Source organism: Methylobacterium sp. OAE515, assembly GCF_041806315.1.
In the GTDB taxonomy this organism is placed as follows: domain Bacteria; phylum Pseudomonadota; class Alphaproteobacteria; order Rhizobiales; family Beijerinckiaceae; genus Methylobacterium; species Methylobacterium tardum.
On sequence record NZ_JBGMUV010000001.1, the window covers coordinates 4,566,504 to 4,591,965 of the forward strand.

23 protein-coding genes and 1 tRNA gene are annotated in these 25,462 nt (G+C 70.3%); 8 read left to right on the forward strand and 16 right to left on the reverse strand.

Going from position 1 to position 25,462, the window contains the following annotated elements; translation table 11 throughout:
• The 12 genes from nuoL to ABIE45_RS22220 all read right to left on the reverse strand — a co-directional run bounded on the left by nuoL (position 1) and on the right by ABIE45_RS22220 (position 12,729).
• Positions 1–2,112 (reverse strand): NADH-quinone oxidoreductase subunit L, encoded by a 2,112-nt coding sequence (gene nuoL / locus ABIE45_RS22165; RefSeq protein ID WP_192708303.1) that lies wholly within the window; start codon positions 2,110–2,112, stop codon positions 1–3.
• 82 nt (positions 2,113–2,194) lie between these two features.
• A complete protein-coding gene (gene nuoK, locus ABIE45_RS22170; RefSeq protein WP_043351891.1) occupies positions 2,195–2,500 on the reverse strand; it encodes an NADH-quinone oxidoreductase subunit NuoK in 306 nt (101 codons plus the stop codon).
• A gap of 22 nt (positions 2,501–2,522) precedes the next feature.
• Positions 2,523–3,143 carry an NADH-quinone oxidoreductase subunit J gene (locus ABIE45_RS22175; protein ID WP_192708302.1) on the reverse strand — a complete coding sequence of 207 codons (621 nt, stop codon included), beginning with the start codon at positions 3,141–3,143 and terminating at the stop codon, positions 2,523–2,525.
• 222 nt (positions 3,144–3,365) lie between these two features.
• Positions 3,366–3,854 carry an NADH-quinone oxidoreductase subunit NuoI gene (nuoI, locus tag ABIE45_RS22180; RefSeq protein ID WP_192708301.1) on the reverse strand — a complete coding sequence of 163 codons (489 nt, stop codon included), beginning with the start codon at positions 3,852–3,854 and terminating at the stop codon, positions 3,366–3,368.
• A gap of 23 nt (positions 3,855–3,877) precedes the next feature.
• Positions 3,878–4,900 carry an NADH-quinone oxidoreductase subunit NuoH gene (gene nuoH, locus ABIE45_RS22185; protein ID WP_192708300.1) on the reverse strand — a complete coding sequence of 341 codons (1,023 nt, stop codon included), beginning with the start codon at positions 4,898–4,900 and terminating at the stop codon, positions 3,878–3,880.
• Between the two features lie 13 nt (positions 4,901–4,913).
• Positions 4,914–6,995 (reverse strand): NADH-quinone oxidoreductase subunit NuoG, encoded by a 2,082-nt coding sequence (gene nuoG / locus ABIE45_RS22190; RefSeq protein WP_192708299.1) that lies wholly within the window; start codon positions 6,993–6,995, stop codon positions 4,914–4,916.
• A gap of 192 nt (positions 6,996–7,187) precedes the next feature.
• Complete coding sequence (gene nuoF / locus ABIE45_RS22195) at positions 7,188–8,489, reverse strand: NADH-quinone oxidoreductase subunit NuoF (protein ID WP_192708298.1); 1,302 nt, start codon at positions 8,487–8,489, stop codon at positions 7,188–7,190.
• A gap of 9 nt (positions 8,490–8,498) precedes the next feature.
• Positions 8,499–9,860 (reverse strand): NADH-quinone oxidoreductase subunit NuoE, encoded by a 1,362-nt coding sequence (gene nuoE / locus ABIE45_RS22200; protein WP_192708297.1) that lies wholly within the window; start codon positions 9,858–9,860, stop codon positions 8,499–8,501.
• A gap of 10 nt (positions 9,861–9,870) precedes the next feature.
• Positions 9,871–11,061, reverse strand: coding sequence for an NADH-quinone oxidoreductase subunit D (locus ABIE45_RS22205; protein ID WP_192708296.1), 1,191 nt, complete (start codon positions 11,059–11,061; stop codon positions 9,871–9,873).
• Positions 11,062–11,076: 15 nt separating this feature from the next.
• A complete protein-coding gene (locus tag ABIE45_RS22210) occupies positions 11,077–11,724 on the reverse strand; it encodes an NADH-quinone oxidoreductase subunit C (RefSeq protein ID WP_192708295.1) in 648 nt (215 codons plus the stop codon).
• Positions 11,725–11,733: 9 nt separating this feature from the next.
• On the reverse strand, positions 11,734–12,321 hold the full coding sequence (locus ABIE45_RS22215) for an NADH-quinone oxidoreductase subunit B family protein (RefSeq protein ID WP_010686017.1): 588 nt from the start codon (positions 12,319–12,321) through the stop codon (positions 11,734–11,736).
• Positions 12,322–12,363: 42 nt separating this feature from the next.
• Complete coding sequence (locus ABIE45_RS22220) at positions 12,364–12,729, reverse strand: NADH-quinone oxidoreductase subunit A (RefSeq protein WP_007560754.1); 366 nt, start codon at positions 12,727–12,729, stop codon at positions 12,364–12,366.
• Positions 12,730–13,056: 327 nt separating this feature from the next.
• Here ABIE45_RS22220 and ABIE45_RS22225 point away from each other — a divergent pair.
• Positions 13,057–13,133: transfer RNA gene (locus ABIE45_RS22225), tRNA-Asp, on the forward strand.
• Between the two features lie 98 nt (positions 13,134–13,231).
• Here ABIE45_RS22225 and ABIE45_RS22230 read toward each other — a convergent pair.
• Both ABIE45_RS22230 and ABIE45_RS22235 read right to left on the reverse strand, forming a co-directional pair.
• Complete coding sequence (locus ABIE45_RS22230) at positions 13,232–14,134, reverse strand: EamA family transporter (protein WP_192708294.1); 903 nt, start codon at positions 14,132–14,134, stop codon at positions 13,232–13,234.
• A gap of 29 nt (positions 14,135–14,163) precedes the next feature.
• The gene (locus ABIE45_RS22235; protein ID WP_192708293.1) at positions 14,164–14,466 is read right to left on the reverse strand and encodes a DUF1127 domain-containing protein; all 303 of its coding nucleotides are present in this window, start codon (positions 14,464–14,466) and stop codon (positions 14,164–14,166) included.
• Positions 14,467–14,579: 113 nt separating this feature from the next.
• Here ABIE45_RS22235 and ABIE45_RS22240 point away from each other — a divergent pair, with 113 nt between their 5' ends.
• Positions 14,580–15,971, forward strand: a complete 1,392-nt coding sequence (locus ABIE45_RS22240; RefSeq protein WP_192708292.1) for a PLP-dependent aminotransferase family protein — start codon at positions 14,580–14,582, stop codon at positions 15,969–15,971.
• Positions 15,972–16,093: 122 nt separating this feature from the next.
• Here ABIE45_RS22240 and ABIE45_RS22245 read toward each other — a convergent pair whose 3' ends face one another.
• Both ABIE45_RS22245 and ABIE45_RS22250 read right to left on the reverse strand, forming a co-directional pair.
• Positions 16,094–17,419, reverse strand: a complete 1,326-nt coding sequence (locus ABIE45_RS22245) for a sensor histidine kinase (protein WP_192708291.1) — start codon at positions 17,417–17,419, stop codon at positions 16,094–16,096.
• Positions 17,419–18,084 carry a response regulator transcription factor gene (locus ABIE45_RS22250; protein WP_192708290.1) on the reverse strand — a complete coding sequence of 222 codons (666 nt, stop codon included), beginning with the start codon at positions 18,082–18,084 and terminating at the stop codon, positions 17,419–17,421. The genes ABIE45_RS22245 and ABIE45_RS22250 overlap by 1 nt, the downstream gene beginning before the upstream one ends.
• Before the next feature lie 472 nt (positions 18,085–18,556).
• Here ABIE45_RS22250 and ABIE45_RS22255 point away from each other — a divergent pair, with 472 nt between their 5' ends.
• From ABIE45_RS22255 to ABIE45_RS22280, 6 genes are all read left to right on the forward strand, one after another.
• Positions 18,557–19,243 (forward strand): DNA-binding protein, encoded by a 687-nt coding sequence (locus tag ABIE45_RS22255; RefSeq protein WP_192708289.1) that lies wholly within the window; start codon positions 18,557–18,559, stop codon positions 19,241–19,243.
• A 100-nt stretch (positions 19,244–19,343) separates the two neighbouring features.
• Complete coding sequence (locus tag ABIE45_RS22260; protein WP_373622536.1) at positions 19,344–19,625, forward strand: hypothetical protein; 282 nt, start codon at positions 19,344–19,346, stop codon at positions 19,623–19,625.
• Positions 19,626–19,704: 79 nt separating this feature from the next.
• Entirely contained in the window at positions 19,705–21,456 is a 1,752-nt protein-coding gene (locus ABIE45_RS22265) for an ABC transporter ATP-binding protein (RefSeq protein WP_192708287.1), read from the forward strand.
• 82 nt (positions 21,457–21,538) lie between these two features.
• Positions 21,539–22,414 carry an aldose 1-epimerase family protein gene (locus tag ABIE45_RS22270; protein ID WP_192708286.1) on the forward strand — a complete coding sequence of 292 codons (876 nt, stop codon included), beginning with the start codon at positions 21,539–21,541 and terminating at the stop codon, positions 22,412–22,414.
• Between the two features lie 3 nt (positions 22,415–22,417).
• Positions 22,418–23,125, forward strand: coding sequence for a uroporphyrinogen-III synthase (locus ABIE45_RS22275; RefSeq protein WP_192708285.1), 708 nt, complete (start codon positions 22,418–22,420; stop codon positions 23,123–23,125).
• A gap of 105 nt (positions 23,126–23,230) precedes the next feature.
• Positions 23,231–25,426, forward strand: a complete 2,196-nt coding sequence (locus ABIE45_RS22280) for a translation initiation factor 2 (protein WP_192708284.1) — start codon at positions 23,231–23,233, stop codon at positions 25,424–25,426.
• Positions 25,427–25,462 lie beyond the last annotated feature (36 nt).

Below are 25,462 nucleotides of genomic sequence, written 5' to 3' on the forward strand. Positions count from 1 at the left end.
TCAGTGAGCCCCCTTGGGCAGGCCGGACATCAGGTACCAGCTGATCAGGCCGGCGACGCCGATGAGCATCACGAAGGCGTAGTGGTAGAGGTAACCGGTCTGGAGGCGGACCACCCCGCGGGTCACGTCGACGACGCGGGCCGCGATGCCGTTCGGCCCGAGCCCGTCGATGATCCGGCCGTCGCCCTGCTTCCAGAGGAACAGGCCGAAATCCTTGGCCGGGCGGACGAAGATCCGGTCGTAGATCTCGTCGAAGTACCACTTGTTCAGCAGGAACCGATACAGTGACGGCTGCTGGGCGGCGAGCGCGCCCGGCAGCTCCGGCCGGCGGATGTACATCCAGAAGGCCAGCACGAAGCCGAGGATCAGCATGATCAGCGGCGAGTAGGAGACGAGCGCTGGGACCTCGTGGATCTCGTGCATGATGTGGTTGTTCGGCCCGTGCGCCAGGGCGTGGCCCCAGAACGCGTCCATGCCTTCGCCGATGAAGCGGTCGTGGAAGATGATCCCGGCGAACAGCGCGCCGAAGGCGAGGATCGCCAGCGGGATCGTCATCACCAGCGGGCTCTCGTGGGGCGTGTGGTCGCCGTGATGGCCTTGGCCGTGATGATCGTCGGCGACGAGGTCGCTCCTATGCGCCGGCTCGATGTCGTGGCCCTTGTCGTCGTGGGCGACGCCCTCGGTGTGGCCCGGTGCGCCGTCGGCCTCGTGCGCCATGGTCGAGTGGGCCACCGCGGGGGCGTCATGGTGGTGGTCATGGGTCGCGTGGGCGCCCCAACGGGCCGGACCCTCGAAGGTCATGAAGAACAGGCGCCAGGAGTAGAACGAGGTGAAGAACGCCGCCACGACCACGCACAGGAAGGCGAGGGTGTGCCCGGGCCGGGTCGACGCGTAGGCCGCCTCGATGATCGCGTCCTTCGAGTAGTAGCCGGCCGTGTAGGGGAAGCCGATCAGCGCGAGGGAGCCGATCGCCATCATGGCGCTGGTGTAGGGGATGTAGCGGCGCAGGCCGCCCATGTTCCGCATGTCCTGCTCGTGGTGCATCGCGTGGATGACCGAGCCGGCGCCGAGGAACAGCAGCGCCTTGAAGAAGGCGTGGGTGAACAGGTGGAACACGCCGGCCGAGTAGGCGCCGACGCCGAGCGCCACGAACATGTAGCCGAGCTGCGAGCAGGTCGAGTAGGCGATGACCCGCTTGATGTCGTTCTGCACGAGGCCGATCGTGGCGGCGAAGAAGGCCGTGATGCCGCCGATCACCGTCACGACGATCAGCGCGTTCGGCGCCTCCTCGAACAGCGGCGACAGGCGGGCGACCATGAACACGCCGGCGGTCACCATGGTGGCGGCGTGGATCAGCGCCGAGACCGGGGTCGGGCCCTCCATGGCGTCCGGGAGCCAGGTGTGCAGCAGGAACTGCGCCGACTTGCCCATGGCGCCCATGAACAGCAGCAGGCAGGCGAGCGTCAGGGCGTTCCAGTCGTAGCCGAGGAAGTGGAACGAGAGCGTCTTGATCGCGTCGACCTTGTCGAAGATCGCGTCGAACGCCACCGATCCGGTGAGCACGAAAGTCAGGAAGATGCCGAGCGAGAAGCCGAAATCGCCGACGCGGTTGACGATGAACGCCTTCATGGCGGCGGCGTTGGCCGAGGGCTTCTCGTACCAGAAGCCGATCAGCAGGTAGGAGGCGAGGCCCACGCCCTCCCAGCCGAAAAACATCTGCACGAGGTTGTCGGCCGTCACCAGCATCAGCATGGCGAAGGTGAACAGAGACAGGTAGGCGAAGAAGCGCGGCCGGTGCGGATCCTCCTCCATGTAGCCCACGGAGTAGAGGTGCACGAGGGTCGAGACCGTGGTGACCACCACGAGCATCACCCGGGTCAGGGTGTCGACCTTGAAGGCCCAGTCGACCTGCAGGTCGCCGGCCGAGAACCACGACGCGACCTGCACCCGCTCGGCGTGGCCGCCGTCGAGGAACACGCCCCAGGCGATCAGCGCCGTGAAGGCGAGGAACGCCGTGGTGATGTACTCGCAGGCCCGCGCCCCGATGTACCGGCCGAACAGGCCGGCGATCAGGAAGCCGATGAGCGGGAAGAAGACGATCGCGTGATACATCGCTCTCTTGCAGTCCGTCCTCCGGGCCGGTCGCGATGCGGCGGCGTCCGGATGTGAATCGGGGCGGCGGGGTGAGGAGGCCCTAGCCCTTCATCATGCTCACGTCTTCCACCGCGATGGAGCCGCGGTTGCGGAAGAACACCACCAGGATGGCGAGGCCGATCGCCGATTCGGCGGCCGCGACCGTCAGCACGAACAGGGCGAAGACCTGTCCGGTGATGTCGTTCAGCTGCGTCGAGAAGGCGACGAGGTTGATGTTGACCGAGAGCAGGATCAGCTCGATCGACATCAGGATGACGATGATGTTCTTGCGGTTGATGAAGATGCCGAGCACGCCGAGCGTGAACAGGATCGCCGCGACGGTGAGGTAGTGGCTCAGGCCGATCATCGTTCGAATCTCCGGGCGATCATCAGACCTCGACACCCTGGCGCGACGGGACCTTGCGGGTCTCCACCGCCATGGCTTGGGTGCGGGCGTTCTGGACCGCGATGTTCTGGCGCTTGACGCCGGGCCGGTCGCGCAGCGTCAGCACGATCGCGCCGATCATGGCCACCAGCAGGATCAGGCCGGCGAGCTGGAAGAAGTAGGCGTAATCCGTGTAGATCACCCGCCCCAGAGCCTGGGCGTTGGTGAGGTTCTCGGCGGCCGCGACGTTGCCGAGCGGTGCCTGCACGAGGCCCGGATCAATGCTCCAGGAGCCCACCACCAGCAGCAGCTCGACCAGGAAGATCGCGCCGATCAGGGCGCCGACCGGCAGGTATTGCTGGAAGCCCTGGCGCAGCTCGGCGAAGTCAACGTCGAGCATCATCACCACGAACAGGAACAGGACGGCCACCGCGCCCACGTAGACGACCACCAGGATCATCGCGAGGAACTCGGCGCCCATCAGGACGAACAGGCCGGCGGCGTTCACGAAGGCGAGGATCAGGAACAGCACCGAGGCGACGGGATTGCGCGCGGCGATCACCATGAAGCCCGACGCGACCGTGATGCTCGCGAACAGATAGAAGAAGGCGGCTGCTGCGGTCATGCGCTGGTCGGGATCGGCCGCCGGAGCGGCCCCTTCTGCCGTGCGTGGAGACGGTCCGCAGCGGGCGGCCCGTCTATAGAACCCGGTCGGCGAGGGCACAACCGCGCCCCCGGTATGGCTCTAGATCATCGCACCGGAAACGGGAACCGGTGCCGTGCTCTAGAGCCTTGTTTTCGCATCATCTTCTTCCGAAAGCCGGTGACCACCTTTCGGAATGATGCATCAGCGATAAGGCGCGTCCATCGCGATGTTGCGGGCGATCTCGCGCTCCCAGCGGTCGCCGTTCAGCAGGAGCTTCTGCTTGTCGTAGAGAAGCTCCTCCCGGGTCTCCACGGAGAATTCGAAGTTCGGCCCCTCGACGATGGCATCCACCGGGCAGGCCTCCTGGCACATGCCGCAGTAGATGCACTTCACCATGTCGATGTCGTAGCGCGTCGTGCGGCGGGTGCCGTCGTTGCGCCGGGGACCGGCCTCGATAGTGATGGCCTGCGCCGGGCAGATCGCCTCGCAGAGCTTGCAGGCGATGCAGCGCTCCTCGCCGTTGGGATAGCGGCGTAGGGCATGCTCGCCGCGGAAGCGCGGCCCGCGATGGCCCATCTCGAAGGGGTAGTTGATCGTGGCCTTCGGCTTGAAGAAGTAGCGCATGCCGAGGATCAACCCCGACACGAACTCCTTCAGGAGAAGGCTTTTCGCAATCTGATCGAGCTTCATGCCGCGATCTCCGGTTTCATGCGTCAGGCGCCCGGGGCCAGGCCGGTGAGCTTCAGGACGAAGGCCACGACCACCACCGAGATGAGCGAAATGGGCAGAAAGACCTTCCAGCCGAGGCGCATGAGCTGATCGTAGCGGTAGCGCGGCACGATCGACTTCACCATGGCGAACAGGAAGAACAGGAAGCTGGCCTTCAGGGTAAACCAGATCACGCCCGGCACCCAGGTGAACGGCGCGAACGGGATCGGGGATAGCCAGCCGCCCATGAACAGGATGGTCCCGAGGGCGCACATGCTCATGATGGCGACGTACTCGCCGAGCATGAACAGCAGGTACGGGGTCGAAGAATACTCGACCATATAGCCGGCCACGAGCTCCGACTCGGCCTCCGGCAGGTCGAAGGGCGGGCGGTTCGTCTCGGCCAGCGCCGAGACGAAGAACACCACGAACATCGGGAACAGCCACAGCCAGTACCAGCCGAAGATGCCGAGGCTGGTGTCCTGCGCCATCACGATGCGCGAGAGGTTGAGCGAGCCGGCGCAGAGCAGCACGCAGATGATCACGAAGCCGAGCGAGACCTCGTAGGAGATCATCTGGGCCGCCGAGCGCAGGGCGCCGAGGAAGGCGTATTTCGAGTTCGACGCCCAGCCGCCCATGATGACGCCGTACACGCCGAGCGACGAGATCGCGAAGATGTAGGTGATGCCGACGTTGATGTCGGCGATCGCCCAGCCGTCGGCGAGCGGGATCACCGCCCAGCTCGACAGGGCGAGCATCGCGAAGACCAGCGGCGCCAGCAGGTAGATCGCCTTGTTGGCGCCCGCCGGGATCACCGGCTCCTTGATCACGAACTTGATCAGGTCGGCGAAGGACTGGAACAGGCCGAACGGCCCGACCACGTTCGGGCCGCGCCGGAGCTGCACCGCCGCCCAGATCTTCCGGTCGGCGAGCAACGCGTAGGCGATGAACACGAGGAGCGCCGAGAGGAGCACGAAGCTCTTCAGCACGATCAGGAGCACGGTCCCGAGGATTTCGAGCGACGTCATCGGTCTTGAGCTCCTACTCGGCCGCCGCGAGGGGCCGCGCCTCGGCGGCGCGCTCCCGGGCGAGGCGCGAGCACTCCGCGAGGATCCGCGAGGCGCGGGCGATCGGGTTGGTGAGGTAGAAGTCGGTCACCGGCGACGCGAAGGCTGGTCCGCTCGCTGAGCCGCCGAAGCCGGCGAGCCGGTCGACCGCCTCCGCGACGGTACCGGGCTCCACGGCCCCGATCGCCGCAAAATGCGGGTGAGCGGCGTAGAGCGCCCGGCGGAGCGCGGTCAGCGAGTCGAACGGCAGGCGCTTGCCCAGCATGTCCGACAGGGCGCGCAGGATCGCCCAATCCTCGCGGGCGTCGCCCGGCGGGAACGCGGCGCGGTTGCTCATCTGGACCCGGCCTTCCGTGTTAACCCAGGTCGCTGACTTCTCGCTGTAGGCGGCCCCCGGCAGGATCACGTCGGCGCGGGAGGCCCCGCGGTCGCCGTGGCTGCCCTGGTAGATCACGAAGGCGCCCGGGGCGACGTCGCGCTCGTCGGCGCCGAGGTTGAACAGGACGTCCAGCGCGCCCGACTCCAGCATCTGCGCAAAGGTCAGGCCGCCCTCCCCCGGCACGAAGCCGAGATCGAGGGCGCCGACCCGGGCGGCGGCCGTGTGCAGCACGCCGAAGCCGTTCCACTCGGCCGAGACCGCGCCGATCTCCTTGGCGAGCGTGGCCGCCGCGGCCAGGATGCCCGGCTCGGCATTGGCACCGACGATCACGAGCGGCGCCTTCGCCTCCTTGAGCACGTCGAGGAAGCTGTGCTCGCCGCGGGCGAGCGCAGTGAGCGAGTCGGGGCCGGCGCCGATGTAGTGGCTCGGATAGGTCAGGTCGACCGGCTCGCCGATCACGCCCACCGCCAGCGGCGCCATGCGCCAGCGCTTGCGGATGCGCACGTTCAGCAGCGAGGCCTCGGTGCGCGGGTTGGCGCCGACGATCAGGATCGCGTCCGCGGCCTCGATCCCCGGGATGGTCGGGTTGAAGATGTAAGAGGCGCGGCCGAGCGCCGGGTCGAGGCCGGCATCGGTCTGGCGGCAGTCGAGGTTCGGCGAGCCAAGGCTCTTGATCAGCTCACGGAGCGCAAACATCTCCTCGACGCCCGCGAGGTCGCCGACGATCGCGCCGACGCGCTTCGGATCCGCGGCCTTCACCCGGGCGGCGATAGCCTGGAACGCCTCGCCCCAGGAGGCGGGCCGCAGCCGACCGTTCTCGCGCAGGTACGGCCGGTCGAGGCGCTGCATGCGCAGCCCGTCGATGTGGTAGCGCGTCTTGTCGGAGATCCACTCCTCGTTGATCTCCTCGCTGATCCGCGGCTCGATCTGCATCACCTCGCGGCCGCGGGTGTCGATGCGGATCGAGGAGCCGACCGCGTCCATCACGTCGACCGACTCGGTCTTGTTCAGCTCCCAGGGGCGGATGTTGTAGCTCTGCGGCCGGTGAACGAGGGCGCCCACCGGGCAGAGGTCGGCGACGTTGCCCTGGAGCTCCGAGGCCATCGACTGCTCGAGGTAGCTGGTGATCTCCATGTCCTCGCCGCGGCCGATGGCGCCAAGATCCGGCACGCCCGCCACCTCGGCGAGGAAGCGCACGCAGCGGGTGCAGTGGATGCAGCGGTTCATCGCGGTCCGCACCAGCGGGCCGATATGCTTCTCTTCGACCGCGCGCTTGTTCTCCTTGTAGCGGGTCGAATCGACTCCGTAGGCCATGGCCTGGTCCTGCAGGTCGCAGTGGCCGCCCTGGTCGCAGATCGGGCAGTCGAGCGGGTGGTTGATGAGGAGGAACTCCATCACCCCTTCCCGCGCCTTCTTGGTGCCCTGCGAGCGCGTCAGCACCTCCGGCGGCTCGCCGTTCGGGCCGGGACGGCAATCCTTCACCGCATAGGCGCAGGAGGCCACCGGCTTCGGCGCGCCCTTCAGCTCGACGAGGCACATGCGGCAATTGCCGGCGATCGACAGGCGCTCGTGGAAGCAGAAGCGCGGGATCTCGGCCCCCGCGGCCTCGCAGGCCTGGAGCAGCGTGTAATCGGCGGGGACGTCGACCTCGGTGCCGTCGACGAGGATTTTTGTCATCGGATCGTCTCGTAAACTGGCCCAAACGCGCGAGGCCGGATCCCACCCACGCCCTCATCCTGAGGTGCGAGGCGCAGCCGAGCCTCGAAGGAGATGTCCAGCCCGCCTCGCGATCTCTGGAGGCCTCCTTCGAGGCCCGCTGACGCGAGCACCTCAGGACGAGGCTGTGGGTTGGACACCGGCATTCCGCCGCTACTCCGCGGCCATCGGCACAGGCTCGCTGTGCGGGTTGGCGGTGTAGCGGTCGATGCGCTTCTCGATCTCGGGGCGGAAGTGCCGGATCAGGCCCTGGATCGGCCAAGCCGCCGCGTCGCCGAGCGCGCAGATCGTGTGACCCTCGATCTGCTTGGTCACCTCGAACAGCATGTCGATCTCGCGCTTCTGCGCGCGGCCCTCGGTCATGCGCTGCATGACGCGCCACATCCAGCCGGTGCCCTCGCGGCAGGGCGTGCACTGACCGCAAGACTCGTGCTTGTAGAAGTACGAGATGCGGGTGATCGCCGCGACAATGTCGGTCGACTTGTCGAGCACGATCACCGCCGCGGTGCCCAGACCGGAGCCGAGATTGCGCAGGGTGTCGAAGTCCATCTTGGCGTCGATGATCTGCTCGCCCGGCACCAGCGGCACCGAGGAGCCACCCGGGATCGAGCACAGGAGGTTGTCCCAGCCGCCGCGCATGCCGCCGCAATGGCGGTCGATGAGTTCGCGGAAGGTGATGCCCATCTCCTCCTCGACGTTGCACGGCTTGTTGACGTGGCCGGAGACGCAGAAGAGTTTGGTGCCGGTGTTGTTCTTGCCGCCGAGCCCGGCGAACCACGCGCCGCCCCGGCGCAGGATCGTGCCGGCGACCGCGATCGACTCGACGTTGTTCACCGTCGTGGGGCAGCCGTAGAGGCCCATATTGGCCGGGAACGGCGGCTTCAGCCGCGGCATCCCCTTCTTGCCCTCCAGGCTCTCGATGAGGGCCGTCTCTTCGCCGCAGATATAGGCGCCGGCGCCGTGGTGGACGTAGATGTCGAACGGGTAGTCGTGGACGTTCGATTGGCCGACGAGGCGGGCCGCATAGGCCTCGTCCACGGCCTTCTGGAGCGCGTGCTTCTCGGCGACGTACTCGCCGCGGATGTAGACGTAGCAGGCATGCGCGTTCATCGCGAAGCAGGCCAGCATGCAGCCCTCGATCAGGAGATGCGGGTCGTGCCGCATGATCTCCCGGTCCTTGCAGGTGCCCGGCTCCGACTCGTCGGCGTTGACCACGAGGTAGTGCGGGCGCCCGTCCGACTTCTTGGGCATGAACGACCACTTGAGGCCGGTCGGGAAGCCCGCGCCGCCGCGGCCGCGGAGCCCTGAGGCCTTCATCTCCTCGATGATCCAGTCACGGCCCTGCTCCAGCAGGAACTTGGTCCCGTCCCAGGCGCCACGCTTCTTGGCGGCCTCAAGGCCCGGTGACTGGAGCCCGTACAGGTTGGTGAAGATGCGATCCTGATCCGACAGCATGTCAGGTCCTCACTGAGCCGGCGCCGACAGGGCCTTGGCCTGACCCACCCAGTTCTCCCGGTCGATGCGACCTGGGAACGCGAGGTAGGTGCCGACCCAGGTGATCTCGTCGCGGGACCAGGCGGCGATCTGGTCGAAATGGTAGATGCCGAGCCCGTTCAGGCGCTGGCTGTTGCCCGGGCCGATACCCCTGATACGCGTCAGGTCGTCCGGCTGCCCGGCGCGCGCCGCGTCCAGTCCGGCGGGGCGCTTGCCGACCGCGTCGGCCTTCTGCTCGGGACTTGCATCCTTCGGCAGGGCCGCGAGCGCACCGGCGACGCGCGCTTCCTCGGCCTCGGCGGCGACCTCGCCCTCGCTGGCGCCGGAGGCCTCGGGCTGCTGCGGAACCGCGTCGCGGGCCGGCGCTTCCTGGTGGCCCTGCTCGCCAGCGGCGGGCTCGCCCTCGGTGACGCGCTTGGCCGGCGAGTCGAGCACGTCCGCGTCGCCCTGGCGCGCGGCGCCGTGCTTGGCGGTGGACCGGCCGCGCTCGGCCGCGTCGGCCCGATCCTCGGGCTTGACCGGCGTCTCGCCGTCGGCGGCGCGCTGCGCCGGCGCATCGCTGACCGTGCGCTCCACCGGGCGACCGGCATCGGGCCGCGCCGGCTTCGGGTTCTCGGCGGCCTGCTGTGTGCTGGACGCGGCTTCACCGGTCTTGGCGGCCGGTTCTGCGCTCTTGCCGGCCTCCTCGAAACGCTTCCGCCAGGCGCCCACGCGGGAGCCGTCGTAGAGCGTCGGGTCGGTCAGCGTGTCGGCGCCGCCAAGCGGCTCGGATGAGACGCGTCCGGTCTGCGAGCCGATCTTCACCGGCCGGCCGGCCGCGAGGTCGTCCATCAGCTGGCCGAGCGACTCGGGCGTCAGATCCTCGTAGTAATCCTGATTGATCTGCACCATCGGGGCGTTGCAGCACGCGCCGAGGCACTCGACCTCGAGCCAGGAGAAGTTGCCGTCCGGCGAGACGTGGCCGGGCGCGCCGAGCCGCGCCTGGAGCATCTCCTTCAGCCCGCGCGCACCGCAGGAATCGCACGGCACCGTGCCGCAGACCTGGATCCAGAAGCGCCCGACCGGCTCGAGCGCGAACATCGTGTAGAAGGTCGCGACCTCCAGCACGCGGATGTTCGGCATGCCGAGTTCCGCGGCCACCGCCTCGATGGCCGCGCGCGGCAGCCAGCCGCCGTTCTGCTCCTGCGCCTTCCAGAGGAGCGGGATCACCGCGGAGGCCTGCCGCCCTTCCGGGTACTTGGCGATCTGGGTCTTCGCCCACTCGGCATTCTCGGGCGAGAACGCGAAGCTCTGGGGCTGCTCCGAGGCGGGGGCGAGTCTGCGGTTTGCCATCGCTTCTGTCTTACCGATCCACTTCGCCGAACACGATGTCGAGCGTGCCGAGCACGCAGGACACGTCGGCTAAGAGGTGCCCGCGGCACATCCAGTCCATCGCCTGAAGATGCGCGAAGCCCGGCGCGCGGATCTTGCAGCGATACGGCTTGTTGGTCCCGTCCGACACCAGATAGACGCCGAACTCGCCCTTGGGCGCCTCGACCGCCGCGTAGACCTCACCCTCGGGCACGTGGAAGCCCTCGGTGTAGAGCTTGAAGTGGTGGATGAGCGCCTCCATCGAGCGCTTCATCTCCCGGCGCGGCGGCGGTGCGAACTTGCCGTCGAGCGCCGCGATCGGCCCCTGGCCGGCGGGCTCGCGCAGCTTGGCGATGCACTGCTTCATGATGCGCACCGATTGGCGCATCTCCTCCATGCGGATCACCTGGCGATCGTAGGTGTCGCCGTTTTTCCCCACGGGGATGTCGAATTCCATCTCCTCGTAGCACTCGTAGGGCTGCGCCTTGCGCAGGTCCCACGGGATGCCGGAGCCGCGGACCATCACGCCCGAGAAGCCCCACTCCATCGCCTCGTCCACCGACACGATGCCGATATCAACGTTGCGCTGCTTGAAGATGCGGTTGGCCATGACGAGGTCGTCGAGATCCTGGACGACCTGCAGGAACGGGTCGCAGAACGCGTCGATGTCGTCGATGAGCTTCGGCGGCAGATCCTGGTGGACGCCGCCCGGCCGGAAGTAGTTGGCGTGGAGCCGGGCGCCGGAGGCCCGCTCGTAGAAGATCATCAGCTTCTCGCGCTCCTCGAAGCCCCAGAGCGGGGGCGTGAGGGCGCCGACATCCATCGCCTGCGTGGTGACGTTGAGCAGGTGCGACAGGAGCCGACCGATCTCGCAGTAGAGCGTGCGGATCAGCTTGGCCCGGCGCGGCACCTCGATCCCGGCGAGCTTCTCGATCGCCAGGCAGAAGGCGTGCTCCTGGTTCATCGGCGACACGTAGTCGAGCCGGTCGAAATAGGGCGTCGCCTGCAGGTAGGTCTTGTACTCGATCAGCTTCTCGGTGCCGCGATGGAGCAGTCCGATATGCGGATCGACCCGCTCGACCACCTCGCCGTCGAGCTCCAGCACGAGGCGCAGCACGCCGTGCGCCGCCGGATGCTGCGGGCCGAAGTTGATCGCGAAGTTTCGGATGTTGTGTTCGGTCATCGGACGGCCCCGTTCTCAGGCCGACTTCTTCTCGTCGCCCGGCAGCACGTAATCCGTGCCTTCCCAGGGCGAGAGGAAATCGAAGTTCCGGAATTCCTGCGTCAGCTTCACCGGCTCGTAGACGACCCGCGCCTGATCCTGGTCGTAGCGGACCTCGACGAAGCCGGTGAGCGGGAAGTCCTTGCGCAGGGGATGCCCCTCGAACCCGTAATCGGTGAGCAGGCGGCGCAGGTCGGGATGGCCCGAGAACAGGATCCCATAGAGGTCGTAGGTCTCGCGCTCGTACCAGTTCGCCGCCGGGAAGACCTCGATCACCGAAGGGACCGGCGTCACCTCGTCGGTCTGCACCTTCACGCGGATGCGCAGGTTATGGCGCAGCGACAGCAGATGGTAGACGACGTCGAACCGCTTCTCGCGCTGCGGATAGTCCACGCCGCAAATGTCGATGAAGTTGCGGAACGCGCAGGCGGGATCGTCGCGCAGGTAGGTGAGCGCGTAGACGATGTCGGACGCCTGAATCACCAGCGTCAGCTCGCCGAACGCGATGGTGTGCGACACCACCGCCGGCCCCAGGGCGCCGACGACGCGCTCGGCCATGGCCGCGACCGCGTCCTCGCCGTAGACCGGCTGGGTGTGGGGGAGGATCGAGATGCCGTTCGTCATGACCGCTCCTCAGCGCTCGATCGTGCCGGTCCGGCGGATCTTCTTCTGCAGCAGCAGCACACCGTAGAGCAGCGCCTCGGCGGTGGGCGGGCAGCCGGGCACGTAGATGTCGACCGGCACCACCCGGTCGCAGCCGCGCACGACAGAGTAGGAATAGTGATAGTAGCCGCCGCCGTTGGCGCAGGAGCCCATCGAGATGACGTAGCGGGGCTCCGGCATCTGGTCGTAGACCTTGCGCAAAGCCGGTGCCATCTTGTTGGTCAGGGTGCCGGCGACGATCATCACGTCGGACTGACGCGGCGAGCCGCGGGGCGCGAAGCCGAATCGCTCGCAATCGTAGCGCGGCATCGACATCTGCATCATCTCGACCGCGCAGCAGGCGAGACCGAAGGTCATCCACATCAGCGAGCCCGTGCGGGCCCAGTTGATCAGCTCGTCCGTGGTGGTGAGCAGGAAGCCCCGGTCGGCCAGCTCGTCGCTGATCGACAGGAAGGTCGGGTCGTCCGCGCCGATCGGGCGGCCGGTGTTGGGATCGATGATCCCCTTCGGCTGGGGCGCGATCGCGGGAGCGCGGTTGGTATCGGTGATCAGGGCCATCGGCGACTCAAGAATTCTGTGCGGGCAGCGAGCGGCGAGATCTCAGTCCCATTCGAGGGCGCCCTTGCGCCACTCGTAGACGAAGCCGACGGTCAGCACGCCCAGGAAGACGATCATCGACCAGAAGCCGAACCAGCCCAGATCCCCGAAGGTGATCGCCCAGGGGAACAGGAACGCGACCTCAAGGTCGAAGATGATGAACAGGATGGCGACGAGGTAGAAGCGCACGTCGAACTTCATGCGGGCGTCGTCGAACGCGTTGAAGCCGCACTCGTAGGCCGACAGCTTCTCCGGGTCGGGGCTTTTGAACGCCACGAGGAACGGTACGACCAGCAGAGCTGTGGCGATGAACAGCGCCACGCCGATGAACACGATGAGCGGCAGGTAATCCGCCAACAATCCGGTCATGCCAGGGCCTCGCGAGACGTAGGAAACCGCGGTGCGACGCCGACCCGGACTCGCCCGTGGAATTGTTCTTATGCCAGGATGCGCGCGGCCGGAGGCTTAGTCGAGCCGCCGGCCCGTGACAATGGCTTGTCGCGTCGCACAAAGCGCGCTGTCAGTGCTCCCCTGAAATGGGGTTGGGCAGCATGCCTGCAACACGACGGAAGCGCGCAGGTGCCGCGTGTCGCGGGTCAGCCGAATCCGACGCGGATGCGCTTGACAGGTCCCGAAGCGCCCCATAAACCCCGCCCCGTCGCCGGGCGAAACGCCCCTTCGAGGCGACCACGCCGTGCGGGCGTAGCTCAGTTGGTTAGAGTGCCGGCCTGTCACGCCGGAGGTCGCGGGTTCGAGCCCCGTCGCCCGCGCCACGTCCCTTTCTCCCATCAAGCCAGATTCGGTTCCCGAGTTGCGGGAATTTCTGCGTCTGGTTCCCAGGCGCCGTGGAATGCCGTGCGGATCGGCCGATCTACGCCGCCTGCGCTGGCGGCGCCGGCCGCGACACCCTGTCGGATCCGGACCGTCGCCCGCCGCGCAGGCTCAGCGCGATGCCCATCAGGATGAGCCCGCCCCCGGCCAGGATGTCGGCGCTCAGCGGCTCGCCCAGCACGAAATGCGTGCTCAGGATTCCCGCCACTGGCACCAGCAGCGCGAAGGGCGTGACGGTGGCCGCGGGGTAGCGGGTCAGGAGCCGGTTCCAGAGACCGAAGGCGAGGAGTGTCGTCGGGTAGGCCTGGAAGACGATGGATCCGATCGCCGCCCAGCTGGGGTGCGTCAGCGCCGTGAGGGCGGCAGGCCCTTCCACGATAAGCGACAGGGCAAGAAGCGGCGGCGTGGTGGCGAGGCTGCCCCAGACCATCAGGGCCAGCATGTCGACCCGGCCGATCCGCTTCACGATGATGTTCGCGCTGGCCCAGCCCAGGGCCGCGCCGACGACCATCAGCAATGGCCCCAGCGGGGCGGCTCCGCCTCGCCCGAGCGCGACCGCGACGACGCCGAGGAGCGCGACCGCGCCGCCCAGCATCTGAAGGATCCGCGGGCGCTCCTCCAGCACGGCCCAGGCGAGCGCCACGGTGAACGGCGCCTGGATCTGGATCAGCAGTGACGACAGGCCGGCCGGCATTCCGAGCCGGATCCCGCTCAGCAGCAGCCCGAACTGGCCGACGCCGAGGGCAAGCCCGAACGCCGCCACCAGCACGCCGGGCGCGCGGGGCGGCCGGATCACAAAGGCCGCCGGCACCGCCGCGAAGGCGAAGCGCAGGGCGCACAGCATCAGCGGCGGGACTGTTTCCAGGCCGGCCTTGATGGCCACGAAGGCCAGCCCGAGGATCGTAACCACCAAGAGGGCGGCCAGCACGTCGCGCAGCGTCATGGGCGGATCTTACGATCCCGCCCGCGCAGTCACCACCGGCGCGCCGCCCGCGCCGTCCGGCGCTCGTCGCGACGGCCGACGAGCAGGTGAATGGCATCGCTGGCGCCCGGCGCGCAGGCATCCGCCACGTCCTGCGGCGTCAGCCCGATATCCTTCAGTTCGCGCTCCGACAGCGTCGAGAGCCGTTGCAGGACGCGGCGGTTCATGGCCGCGCGCGACAGGCCGGCCCGCACCTCGGCCGCCCATTTGGCCACCCATGCGGCGAACAGCGTGGCCGCGCGGGTGATCCACGGGGTCTGCGCCTTGGCAGTCTCGGATAGGCACCGGTCCATGATCCCCTCCTCCATCTCTCTGGGGCCGGGCGATCCTGGCCGTCCGGGGCTGGCGGCGACAGGAACACTTCGGTACGGTTTGGAAGAATTGTCCGGACGAACGAGCAGTACGGATGTCGATCGCAGTCAGAAGTCCCGGGACCCGCGTCGAGGCCGTGATTGGCGAGATCCGCGAGCGGATCGCGGCGCGGCGGCTCGTCCCGGGCGTGCGCATCCCGTCGGTGCGCGCCTTCGCGGACACGATGGGGGTGTCGAAATCGACCGTTGTAGAGGCCTATGAGCGGCTCGCCGCCGAGGGCGCCGTGGTGGCCCGGCCGGGCTCCGGCTTCTACGTCGCCGGCAAGACGCGGCCGCTCTCGCTGCAGGCGATGGGGCCGCGGCTGGACCGGATCGTCGATCCGCTCTGGATCACCCGGCAGGCGCAGCAGGCCGGGTCCGACCAGCTCAAGCCGGGCGCGGGCTGGCTGCCCGATTCCTGGATGCCCCACGAGGCGATCCGGCGGGGCCTGCGCCGGGTGGCCCGAGCCGATCTGGCCGAGATGACCAATTACGACCGGCCGCTCGGCTATGAGCCCCTGCGCAACCAGATCGCCCGCAAGGTCGGCGAGAAGGGCGTCGGCGCCGAGCCCGACCAGATCGTGCTGGTCGAATCGGCCACCCAGGCGCTCGATCTCGTCTGCCGCTTCCTGCTCCAGCCGGGCGACACCGTCCTGGTGGACGATCCCTGCTACTTCAACTTCCTGGCGCTGCTGCGCGCGCAGCGGGTCGCGGTGGTCGGGGTGCCGATGACGCCGGAGGGCCCGGACCTGCGGGCGCTCGCGACCCTGCTGGAACGGCACCGGCCGCGCTTCTACCTGACCAACGCGGCGCTGCAGAACCCGACCGGGGCGAGCCTCGCGCCGAATGTGGCGCACCGGCTCCTGAAGCTGTGCGAGGCGCACGACACGCTCATCGTCGAGGACGAGATCTTCGGCGACCTCGAACCCGAGGCGGCGCCGCGGCTCGCCGGCTTCGACGGGCTGGAGCGGGTGATCCAGATCGGCAGCTTCTCCAAGACCCTCTCGGCTGCCGCCCGCTGCGGCTGGATCGCGCTCCGGGCCGACTGGGTCGAGCCGCTGGTCGATCTCAAGCTGGCGCTGAGCCTCGGCAACGGCCATGTCACGGCGGCGCTTGTGCACACGCTGATCAGCGAGGGCGCCTATCGGCGCCACCTCGCCGAGACCCGCCGCCGCATCGCTGGGGCGATGGTGCAGGCTTCCGCGGAATTGCGCGCCTGCGGCCTGGAACCCTGGTCGCAGCCCAGGGGCGGGTTCTTCCTGTGGATGCGCCTGCCGGACGGGCGCGACGGGGCCGACGTCGCCCGCCGGGCGCTCGCCCGCGGCATGGTGCTGGCGCCGGGCACCTCGTTCAGCCTGTCGGATGCCTGGAACGGTTACATGCGCTTCAACGTCGCCCACTGCATCGACCCGCGCATCCGCCCGATCCTGCGGGAGGCGCTGGTCTGACAACCGGGGTTTCTTGAGCGGAAGCTCGGACCAAGCCTTTTCCCGGGCCGCTTCGGCGCCCCGGGACGACGGGGTGGAGGCTCGAGCGTCCGGCATACGCGGGGGATCCGGGTTGTTCCGGATCACGCCGGCAGCACCAGCTCCGCCCGCAATCCGCCGAGATCCGACCGCCCGAGGCTCAGCCCGCCGCCGTAGAGTTCGGCGAGTTCCAGGGTGATCGGCAGCCCGAAGCCGTGGCCCGGGACGCCCTCATCGAGGCGCCGGCCGCGCGCCATGACGGAGGCGGCGGCCTCGGCGTCGAGGCCCGGCCCGTCATCCTCCACCTGCACGTGGACGCCATCGTCACGGGCGGCCACGCTGATCCGGACGCGGCTGCGGCACCAGCGGCAGGCATTGTCCACGAGGTTGCCGAGCATCTCGTCGAGATCCTGGCCCTCGCAGGGTACGGAAAGGTCCTCCGGCACGGCGAGATCGATCGCCGCGCCCTTCTCGGCGTAGAGCTGCGCCAGCGCGTCGCGCAGGTCCGAGAGGCGCGGCGCCAGCGGCGTCCGGCGCCGGGCCGAGCCCGCCAGCGCCGCGGCCCGGGCCCGGCGAAGATGATGGCGCACCCGCCGGTCCATGTCGTCCACCTGCCGGCGCAGCGCCCCGTCCGGGTCGCGTGCGGGGTCGGCCAGCGCCATCGACAGGGTGGCGAGCGGTGTCTTGAGGGCATGGGCGAGGTTGGCGACGTGGCCGCGAGCCCGCTCCAGATTCTGCGCGTTCTGGTCGAGGAGCGCGTTGAGTTCGGCCACCACGGGCGCGATCTCGGCGGGCTGGTCGTCCGGCACGCGCTCGCGCCGCCCGGCCCGCACGGCCGCGAGGTCGACCCGCAGGCGCGTCAGCGGCGCGAGGCCGAGGCGCACCTGGAACGCCAGCCCGGCGAGCAGGCACAGGCCGAGGATCCCGAGCGCCAGGGCGAGGCTCGTCAGCGCCTCGCGCAGGGGAGCGCGCAATTCGCCCTCCGGCGCGGCCACCACGATGGTCGCGGCCGGCGGCCCCGGCAGGGTGAGCACGCGGGCGACGAGGGGCTCGCCCCGCGGCCCCGTCGCGGAAGCCGGGTGCGGGCGGTCGGACGCGTCCTCCGGCCCCGGATCGGACAGGCGGATGTCACCGCCCCGCAGGGATCCGGAGCGAATCGTCTCGGGCCCGCGGCGCACCTCCCAGGCCCAGCCGGGACCGGGCCGGTCGAACGGCGGCGCGTCGAGGCTCCCGGGCAGGATTCCGGCTTCGAGCCCGGTCCGCAGGGCGGTGATCTGCGCATCCAGCCGCCCGTCGAGCTGCCCGCGCACGAACCGGTGCAGGATCACCCCGATGGCGAGGCCGGCCACCAGCAGGGCCGCCAGCACCAGCACCAGGGCGGCGGCGAGCAGGCGGGCGCGGAGCGACCGGCGCGGCGTCGCGTCCGTCATCAGGCGGGTTCCGCGTGCAGGCGGTAGCCATGGCCGCGCACGTTCTCGATCCGGGCTGGGGCGATCTTCCGGCGCAGCCGCGTGATGATCACCTCTACGGAGTTCGAATCGACGTCGGCATCGCCCTCGTAGACCCGCTCGATCAGGTGCAGGCGCGGCACTACGGCCTCGCGGTTCAGCGCCAGGCAGGACAGCACCCGCCATTCGAGGCCCGTGAGCTTGAGCGGCAGGCCTTCATGCTCGAAGGCGCCGAGCCCCGGATCGAAGCTCAAGGGGCCGCAGACGATGCGGCTCGCCCCGCCGCCCTGCGACCGGCGCACCAGCGCGCGCAGGCGGATCACCAGCTCCTCCACGCGGACCGGCTTGACGAGGTAATCGTCGGCCCCCGCCTTGAAGGCCGCGACCTTGTCGCTCCAGCCGTCCCGGGCGGTGAGCACCAGCACCGGCAGGATCCGGCCGGCCCCGCGCCAGGCCCGCAGCACCGACACCCCGTCGCCCTTCGGCAGGCCGAGATCGAGCACGACGGCGTCGTAGCCCTCGGTCTCGCCGAGATGCTGGGCATCCTCGCCGGTGGCGGCGTGGTCGAGGACGAAGTTCTCCGCGCGCAGTACCTTGGCCACCTCGGCGGCGAGGGCCGCGTCGTCCTCCACCAGCAGAATCTTCACCTGTCCCCTCCTCGCTCAGGCCCTCACGCCTTCCGTTGACCGTCGCGCTCCGCTTCCGAGAGGGGGTTGATCCGCCCATCATCACGAGCGGAGCGAAGTGACCCAGGGCAGAGCGACACCAGGACACGTGGCGCCAGCTGGATTGCTGCGCTCCGCTCGCAAAGATGGCGGTGGCAAAGCCATCTGGTTCCTCTCGCCTTGCCACCATGTCGCGGCGGCAAATCCAACCCGGATTGGGCCTTGGCGTCGTGTTCTCATGCGGCCCGGCCTAGGGGACGCGTGCAGGCTCCAACCAGCCGACCAACATCAGCCCGCGCTGCCAAGTCTTTGCGTTCGCACGGGTTCCGTGCGTCACGCTCTAGGCGGCCGGGTTTAACCGGGGCTGAACCGGGCGGTTCAGTCCGGATTGCCGGGGGCGCCTTACGAAGGGGCATCGGATCGAACGGATCCGGACCTCTCGAAGGACCGAACCATGAGCGACGACAAGACGATCGACGGCACTGCGCGGGAAATCCGCGATCCCGAGCCCGCTGGCTCGGCGCGCCGGGCGATCCCCCGGCGGACCTGGGTGGTGGGTGCATTGGCGGCCCCGCTCGCGATGGGCGCGGTGGGCCTGTCCCTGGCGCAGGGGACGTTCTTCCAGCCGACGCCGGTCGAGCCGGTGGCGATCCAGGCGCTGGCGCCCTCCGGGGCGACCGCCATCAAGGGTACGGTGGCCGAGATCTTCGGCAACAAGTTCGTGGTCCAGGATCCGACCGGTCGCGCCCTGGTCGAGACCGGGCGCGACGGTGAGGACGGCAAGCTCGTCGCCAAGGGCGAGGCCGTCACGGTGCAGGGCCGGTTCGAGACGGGCTTCCTGCACGCCCGGGTCCTGACCCATGGCGACGGGCGCACGATCGTGCTCGGCCCGGCCGGCGGTCCGGCCATGGGCAGCCTGGACTGGGCCAAGGACCGGATCGGCCTCGGGCCGAAGCCCGACCTGCCCGCCCTGACGGCCTCCGTGCAGGCGGCCGGCTACAGCGACGTGCGCGTCACCGGCCGCGGCCCGCGCCATCTCGAGGTCGCCGCCAAGGATCGCGATGGGCGCGAGCATCAGCTTCATGTCGGCTTCGACGGGCAGGTCCGGGAGAAGCCCGCGCCCGCGCGGCCGCCGGTGTGATCCCCCGCCGGGGGCGGGGCGGCATGCAACCCTTCCCGCCCTGCCGCGTCCTCCTGTCTCTCAGCCGGCAGGAGGTGGCGCAGTGGAGCCGATGAAACCGATGGAACCCATGAAGCCCATGGAGCCGATGAAGGGCATGGAGCCCTGGTGGCCGAAGGATCTCGGCGAGCCCGCGACCAGCGGCGCGCAGAACGGGATGAAATATGCCGTCTTCCCCGACAAGAAGCGCCTGCTGATCGAGCGCGACGGGAAGGTCTCGACCTACGACAGCGGCGACCACCGGATCGGCGGCGTGTCGCAGGCGGATGGGTCCTCGAAGACGCTGACCTTCGCCAGCCAGGACGGCGATGTCGATCTCGGCTCGCTCAAGAAGCTCGGCTGAGCCCGGCGTGGACAGGCCGGGGCGGCACCCTTAAGCCCGGGCCCGCCATGCGAGCCGCCCCGCCGACCTGTCCGACGCCATGCGCGCGCTGATCGACCTCGTCCGCGCCCTGCGGGCCCCCGACCGGCGGCGCCTCGCCCTGATCGCCCTCGGCCTCGCCGTGGCGGCCCTTCTCGAGGTGGTGGGGGTCGCCGCGGTGATCCCGTTCCTGACGCTGGTCGGCGACCCGTCGGCGGCGACCCGCATCCCCTACCTCGCGCAGACCCGGGCGTTCCTCGGGCTCGCCGACGAGCGCAGCTTCCTGCTGGTGACCGGCGGTGCGGCGCTGGCGGCGATCCTGGTCACGGCCCTGGTCAATGCCGGGCTGACCTACGCGCAGCTCCGCTTCACCCATCTGGCCGGCTACAGCCTCAGCCGGCGGTTGCTGTTCCGCTACCTCGACCGGGAGCGGCTGTTCTTCACGCAGGCCAACAGCGCCGAGCTCGCCAAGAACGTGCTGTCCGAGACCGACCGGCTGGTGATCGGCGCCCTGACGCCCGCCACCGTGCTCGCCTCGCGGGCGAGTTCGGCCCTCGCGGTGATCGCCTTCCTGCTGGCCTACGCGCCGCAGCTCGCGCTGATCCTCGGGGGCGGTTTCGGCGGCCTCTATGTCGGGATCTACATGGTGATGCGGGCCCGCCTCGCCCGGCTCGGCGCCCGGACGGTGGCCGACAACGAGGCGCGCTTCCGCATCGTCCAGGAGACCTTCGGGGCGCTCACCGAGCTGAAGCTCTACGGGCGCGCGGAGGCCTTCGCGGGTCGGTTCGACGCCCCGGCGCGCGCCTACGCGATCGCCACAGCGGCAAGCCAGCTCACCGGCCAGATGCCGCGCTTCGTCATTGAGGCCCTGGCCTTCGGCGGGGTGATCGTGGTGGTGCTGTTCGCGCTGGCGCAGGGCCTGGACGTGGCCGGGATCCTGCCGCTGCTCGGCCTGTTCGCCTTCGCGGGCTACCGGATGCTCCCGGCCTTCCAGAACATCTTCACCTCGGTGGCGCTGATGCGCTTCACCCTGCCGGCGGTGCGGGCGATCGTCGACGAGCTCGCCGACGAGCGGGCGCCCCAGCCCCGCACCGCGGAGCGGCTGCCGTTCACGACGGCGATCCGGATCGAGGGGCTCGGCTTCGATTACGGCACCGGCCGGCCGGCGCTCGCCGGCATCGACCTGACGATCCCGGTCAACACCACGGTCGGGCTCGCGGGCCGCACCGGTTCGGGCAAGACGACGCTCGCCGGCCTGCTCCTCGGGGTGCTGAGCCCCGGCGCGGGGCGGATCACCGTGGACGGCGTCGCCCTCGATCCCGCCACCCTGCCGGCCTGGCAGAACCGGATCGGCTACGTGCCGCAGGAGGTGTTCCTGGTGGACGGCACGGTGGCGGAGAACATCGCCCTCGGTCTCGACGCGCCCGACCTCGCGGCGGTCGAGCGGGCGGCACGGCTCGCCGGCGCCCACGATTTCGTCGCGGCCCTGCCGCACGGCTACGGTGAGCGGGTCGGGGAGCGGGGCGCGCGGCTGTCCGGCGGCCAGCGTCAGCGCATCGGCATCGCCCGGGCGCTCTACCACGACCCGGACATGATCGTGTTCGACGAGGCGACCTCGGCTCTCGACGACGAGACGCAGGCGGCGGTGATGCGGGCACTGCGCGCCTTGTCGGGCCGGCGGACTTTGATCCTGATTGCCCACCGCCTCTCGACCCTGGAGGGCGCCGACGCGGTCCACGTGCTGGAGGCCGGACGGCTCGTCGCCTCCGGGCCGCCCGAGGCGGTGCTGCCGGGACTCGGCACGGCCGCATGAGGCGCGGCCCGATGAGAGGCGGCCCTTGCCCCCTGCCCCGCATCCGTTACCTCGGCTCTCCGAGGATCAGCGGGAGACCCCTGTGAGCACGCGCATCGACCTGACCGCCCCGGACGGTACCACCGCCGCGCTCTCGACCCACGGCGCCGAGCCGGTCTCCTGGCGAATCGGCGGGACCGAGTATCTCTGGAGCGGCGACCCGGAGCACTGGAACCGCCACGCCCCCTGGCTTTTCCCGGTGGTCGGCGCCTCGGCCGGCGGCCACGTGAAGGTCGGCGCCGCGCGCTACCCGATGGGCCAGCACGGCTTCGCCCGCGACCTCCCTTTCCAAGTCATCGAGCAGCGTGCCGATGCCGTGACCCTGCGCCTGACCGACGGGCCTGAGACCCGGGCGCATTACCCGTTCGCCTTCCGGCTCGACGTCGCCGCCCGGGTGCGGCCGGGCGGACTCGATCTCGACGTGACCGTCGGCAATCCCGGCTCCGTGCCCCTGCCCTACGCCCTCGGCTTCCATCCGGCCTTCCCGTGGCCCTTCGCGGGAGGCATCCGCGCCCGGGACGGCGGCTACGCGGTGGAATTCGAGCAGGCGGAGCGCCCCTTCGCCCCGCAGGTCGGCCCCGGCGGCCTGCTGCTGCGCGACGAGGAGCCGATCCCGCTCGCGGGCGATACCTTGCCCCTCGACCCGGCGATCTTCACCGAGGCCTTCGTGATCCGGAACGCCCGCAGCCGCCGGATGCGCTTCACCGGGCCCGGCAAGGCGATCCGCATGGAGATGGTGGATTTCCCGCATCTCGCGGTCTGGACCAAGCCGACGGCGCCGTTCCTGTCGCTGGAATGCTGGACGGGCTACGCCGACTGGGCCGGCTTCTCCGGGGATCTCACGGAGCGTGACGCGCAACGCCTGCTCGCCCCGGGCGCCGAGGCGCGCCACGGTGTCCGCCTGACACTGGAAGGCTGATCGTTGCGCATCTGGGTGGCGCGGCCCGAGCCCGGTGCGATGCGCACCGGCGCGGCTCTTGCGGCGCGCGGCCACGCGCCGCTCGTGGCCCCGGTGCTCGTGGTGCGGCCGACCGGCGCCGTCCCGCCCGACGGCCCGTTCGACGGCCTGCTCCTGACCAGCGCCAACGCGGTGCCGGAGCCGCGGGAGGCCGCGTCCCTGCGAGGCCTGCCGGTCTTCGCGGTCGGGGCGCGGACGGCCGCGCTGGCCGCGGAGGCCGGGCTCGGGCCGGTGCGCGAGGGGCCGGGCGACGCGGCTGGGCTCGCCGCGCTCGCGGCCGGCCTGCTGCCGCTGGGCGCGCGCCTGCTCCACAGGGCCGGCGCCGAGCGCAAGCCCGAGCCAGCGGCGACGCTGGTCGCGGCCGGCTTCCGGATCGCGACCGTCGTGGCCTACGCCGCGGAGGCCCTGCCCGCCCTGCCCGATGCGGCCGACGGCGCGCTCGCGTCCGGCCAGCTCGACGCGGCCCTCCACTATTCCCGGCGCAGCGCCGCCGTCGCCCTCGCCTTGGCGGATGCTGCGGGTCACGGCGGAGCTTTCCGCGCCCTGAAGCATTACTGCCTGTCGGTGGACGTCGCCGCCCCTCTGGAAGCGGTTGGCGTCCCGATCCATTTCGTGGCGGCGCGCCCGCGTGAAGCGGACTTGCTCGACGCCCTTACGCCAAGCCGCACCTGACCGTGCGGTGACAGGGAGACCGGGCCGCCGTATCTCGCCCTCGCGCCGGAGGCCGCCGCGGTGCTAGGGGGGCGCGGCGACGCCGTAGAGTTGGAGGACTTGCCCGTGACGCCACCGCCCAGCGACGCCGACAAGCCCGGCCCCGGCGGCCGGAAGCCGGACCCCGTGACCGCGAAGCCCGGTCAGGGCACTCCGTCCGCGACGGACAACCGCTCCGCGGGCTCCCCGGCCGCCAGCGTAAAGCCGGTTGCACCGGGGCCCTCGGAAGGCGCCAAGCCGAATCCAGGTGCCGGCACGCCGCCCAAGCCGGCAACCGAGCCGGTGGTGGCCGCCAAGCCGGGCACGACCGAGGTGAAGCCCGAGACCGGCAAGCCAGAGACCACCAAGCCGGGTTCCGGGACCGTCATCGCGGACGCCCCGAAGCCGGCGGGGAGCACCGGCGCCCAGCCGGCGGCCGCAAAACCCGACGCCGTCAGGACAGAACCGGGCAAAGTCGATCCGAGCAAGGCTGATCCGGGCAAGATCGAACCTGCCAAGGCGGGCGGCCCGACCTCCGCGTCGTCGGATGCCGCGAAGGCCGCGACCGGCGCGAAGCCTGATCCGACAAAGCCTGACGCCACCAAGGCCGAGCCGCCGAAGGTGGGCCAGCCCGGTTCCGGCCCGCAGCCCGGCAACCGGCCGGGCGGACCTGCGGCTGCGGCCGCCGGCGCGGCGGCCGCGAGTGCCGTGACGGCCGGGCCCATCATCGACCTGAAGGCCAAGCGCGTCCCCGACCCGACGCCCGGCGCCAAGGAGCCGTCGAAGGATGGCGTCAAGGATGCGGCCAAGGAGCCGCCGAGGGGACCGATTCCCGCTGATGCGTCGAAGGCCACGACCCCGCCGGTGACCCCGCCCGCAGCCCGCGCCCGGGCCGGGTTCGGCTCGATCGCGGCGGCCGGACTGCTCGGCGGCGTGATCGGGGCGGGTCTGCTGTTCGGGGCCGAGAAGGCCGGTATCGGGCCGGATCCGCGCTTGAACGCCCTCGACCAGAGGCTGTCCAGCCAGCTCGCCTCCCTCGACAAGCGCCTCGACGGGCTCGCCCCGCGTGACGCCCTCGCGGCTCTCCACAAGCGGGTCGCCTCCGCCGAATCAACCGCCAAGCAGGCGCTCGACAAGGCGTCGGGTGCACCGACGCCGGCCGCGGCTCCGACGGACGGGCAAGCGGCCGGGCAGGCGCAGTCCATCCCGGCCGACCTGGTGGCGCGCCTCGACAGCCTGGACCAGCGCGTGGCCGCCCTTCAGGAGGAGCCCGGCCAGGAGCCCGGCCGCGACCAGCCGGCGGGGGCCAAGCTCAACGCGCTCCAGGACACCACCAAGCAGGTCGCCGACCTCGATGCGCGCCTGAAGGCCCTGGAAGAGAACGGCGCGAACAAGACGGCGGCCGAAGACGCGTCCAAGAAGGTCGCCGCGCTGCAGAGCGAGGTGGAGCAGAAGACGAAGGCGAATGCCGATGCCGACGCCGCCCTCGGTCAGCGGCTCGATGCGCTCCAGCAGAATCTCGACGCGCGGGTGAAGGCCGCCACCGAGGCGGTTCAGGCCGCCACGCAGGCGAGCCGCACGGCCGCCGAGGCCGGACAGACTCAGGCCGCCGAGGCCGCGAAGGCGGTCGACCGGCGTCTGCAGGAGCAGGCCGATCAGATCGCCGCGCTCGACAAGAGCGTCGCCCAGCGCGCCGAGGTCGGGACCGTCCAGGCCGCCCTGAGGGTGGTCGCGGCCGATCGCGTGGTGTCCGCCCTGGAATCCGGGATGCCCTATGCCGAGCCGCTGGCCACCCTGCGCAAGCTCGATCCGGCGACCGAGGCGCAGACCAAGGCGCTCGCGCCCTTCGCGGGATCGGGCGCCCCCACGGCCGGCCAGCTCGCCGACGGCTTCCGCCCGATCGGCGAGCGGATCGCCGCCAAGAGCCGGGCGCAGCGGGCCAGGAGCGCGGCCGAGACCGGCGATTTCCGCTCCAAGCTCCTGAGCATGGCCGACGGCATCGTGCAGGTGCGCAAGGTCGACGCGCCGGCCCCCGAGGCCCCCGACGATCCGGAAGCCAAGGTTCAGGCCGCCCTCGACCGCGGCGATCTGCCGGCGGCCGATGCGGCCTTCGCGGCCCTGCCGGCCGCGGCGCAGGACGAGGCGGGCGATTTCGGCGCCAAGCTGAAGGCGCGGGCCACCGCCGAGACGGCCGCGCGGACGCTGCTGGATACCGCCTTCAAGGCCCTGCCGGCCGGCAATGCGGCGGCGCCGGCCGCGCCCGCCGCGGCACCGGGACGATAGGATTGTGACGGTCCCGACCCGCGCCGTGCGCGGCTG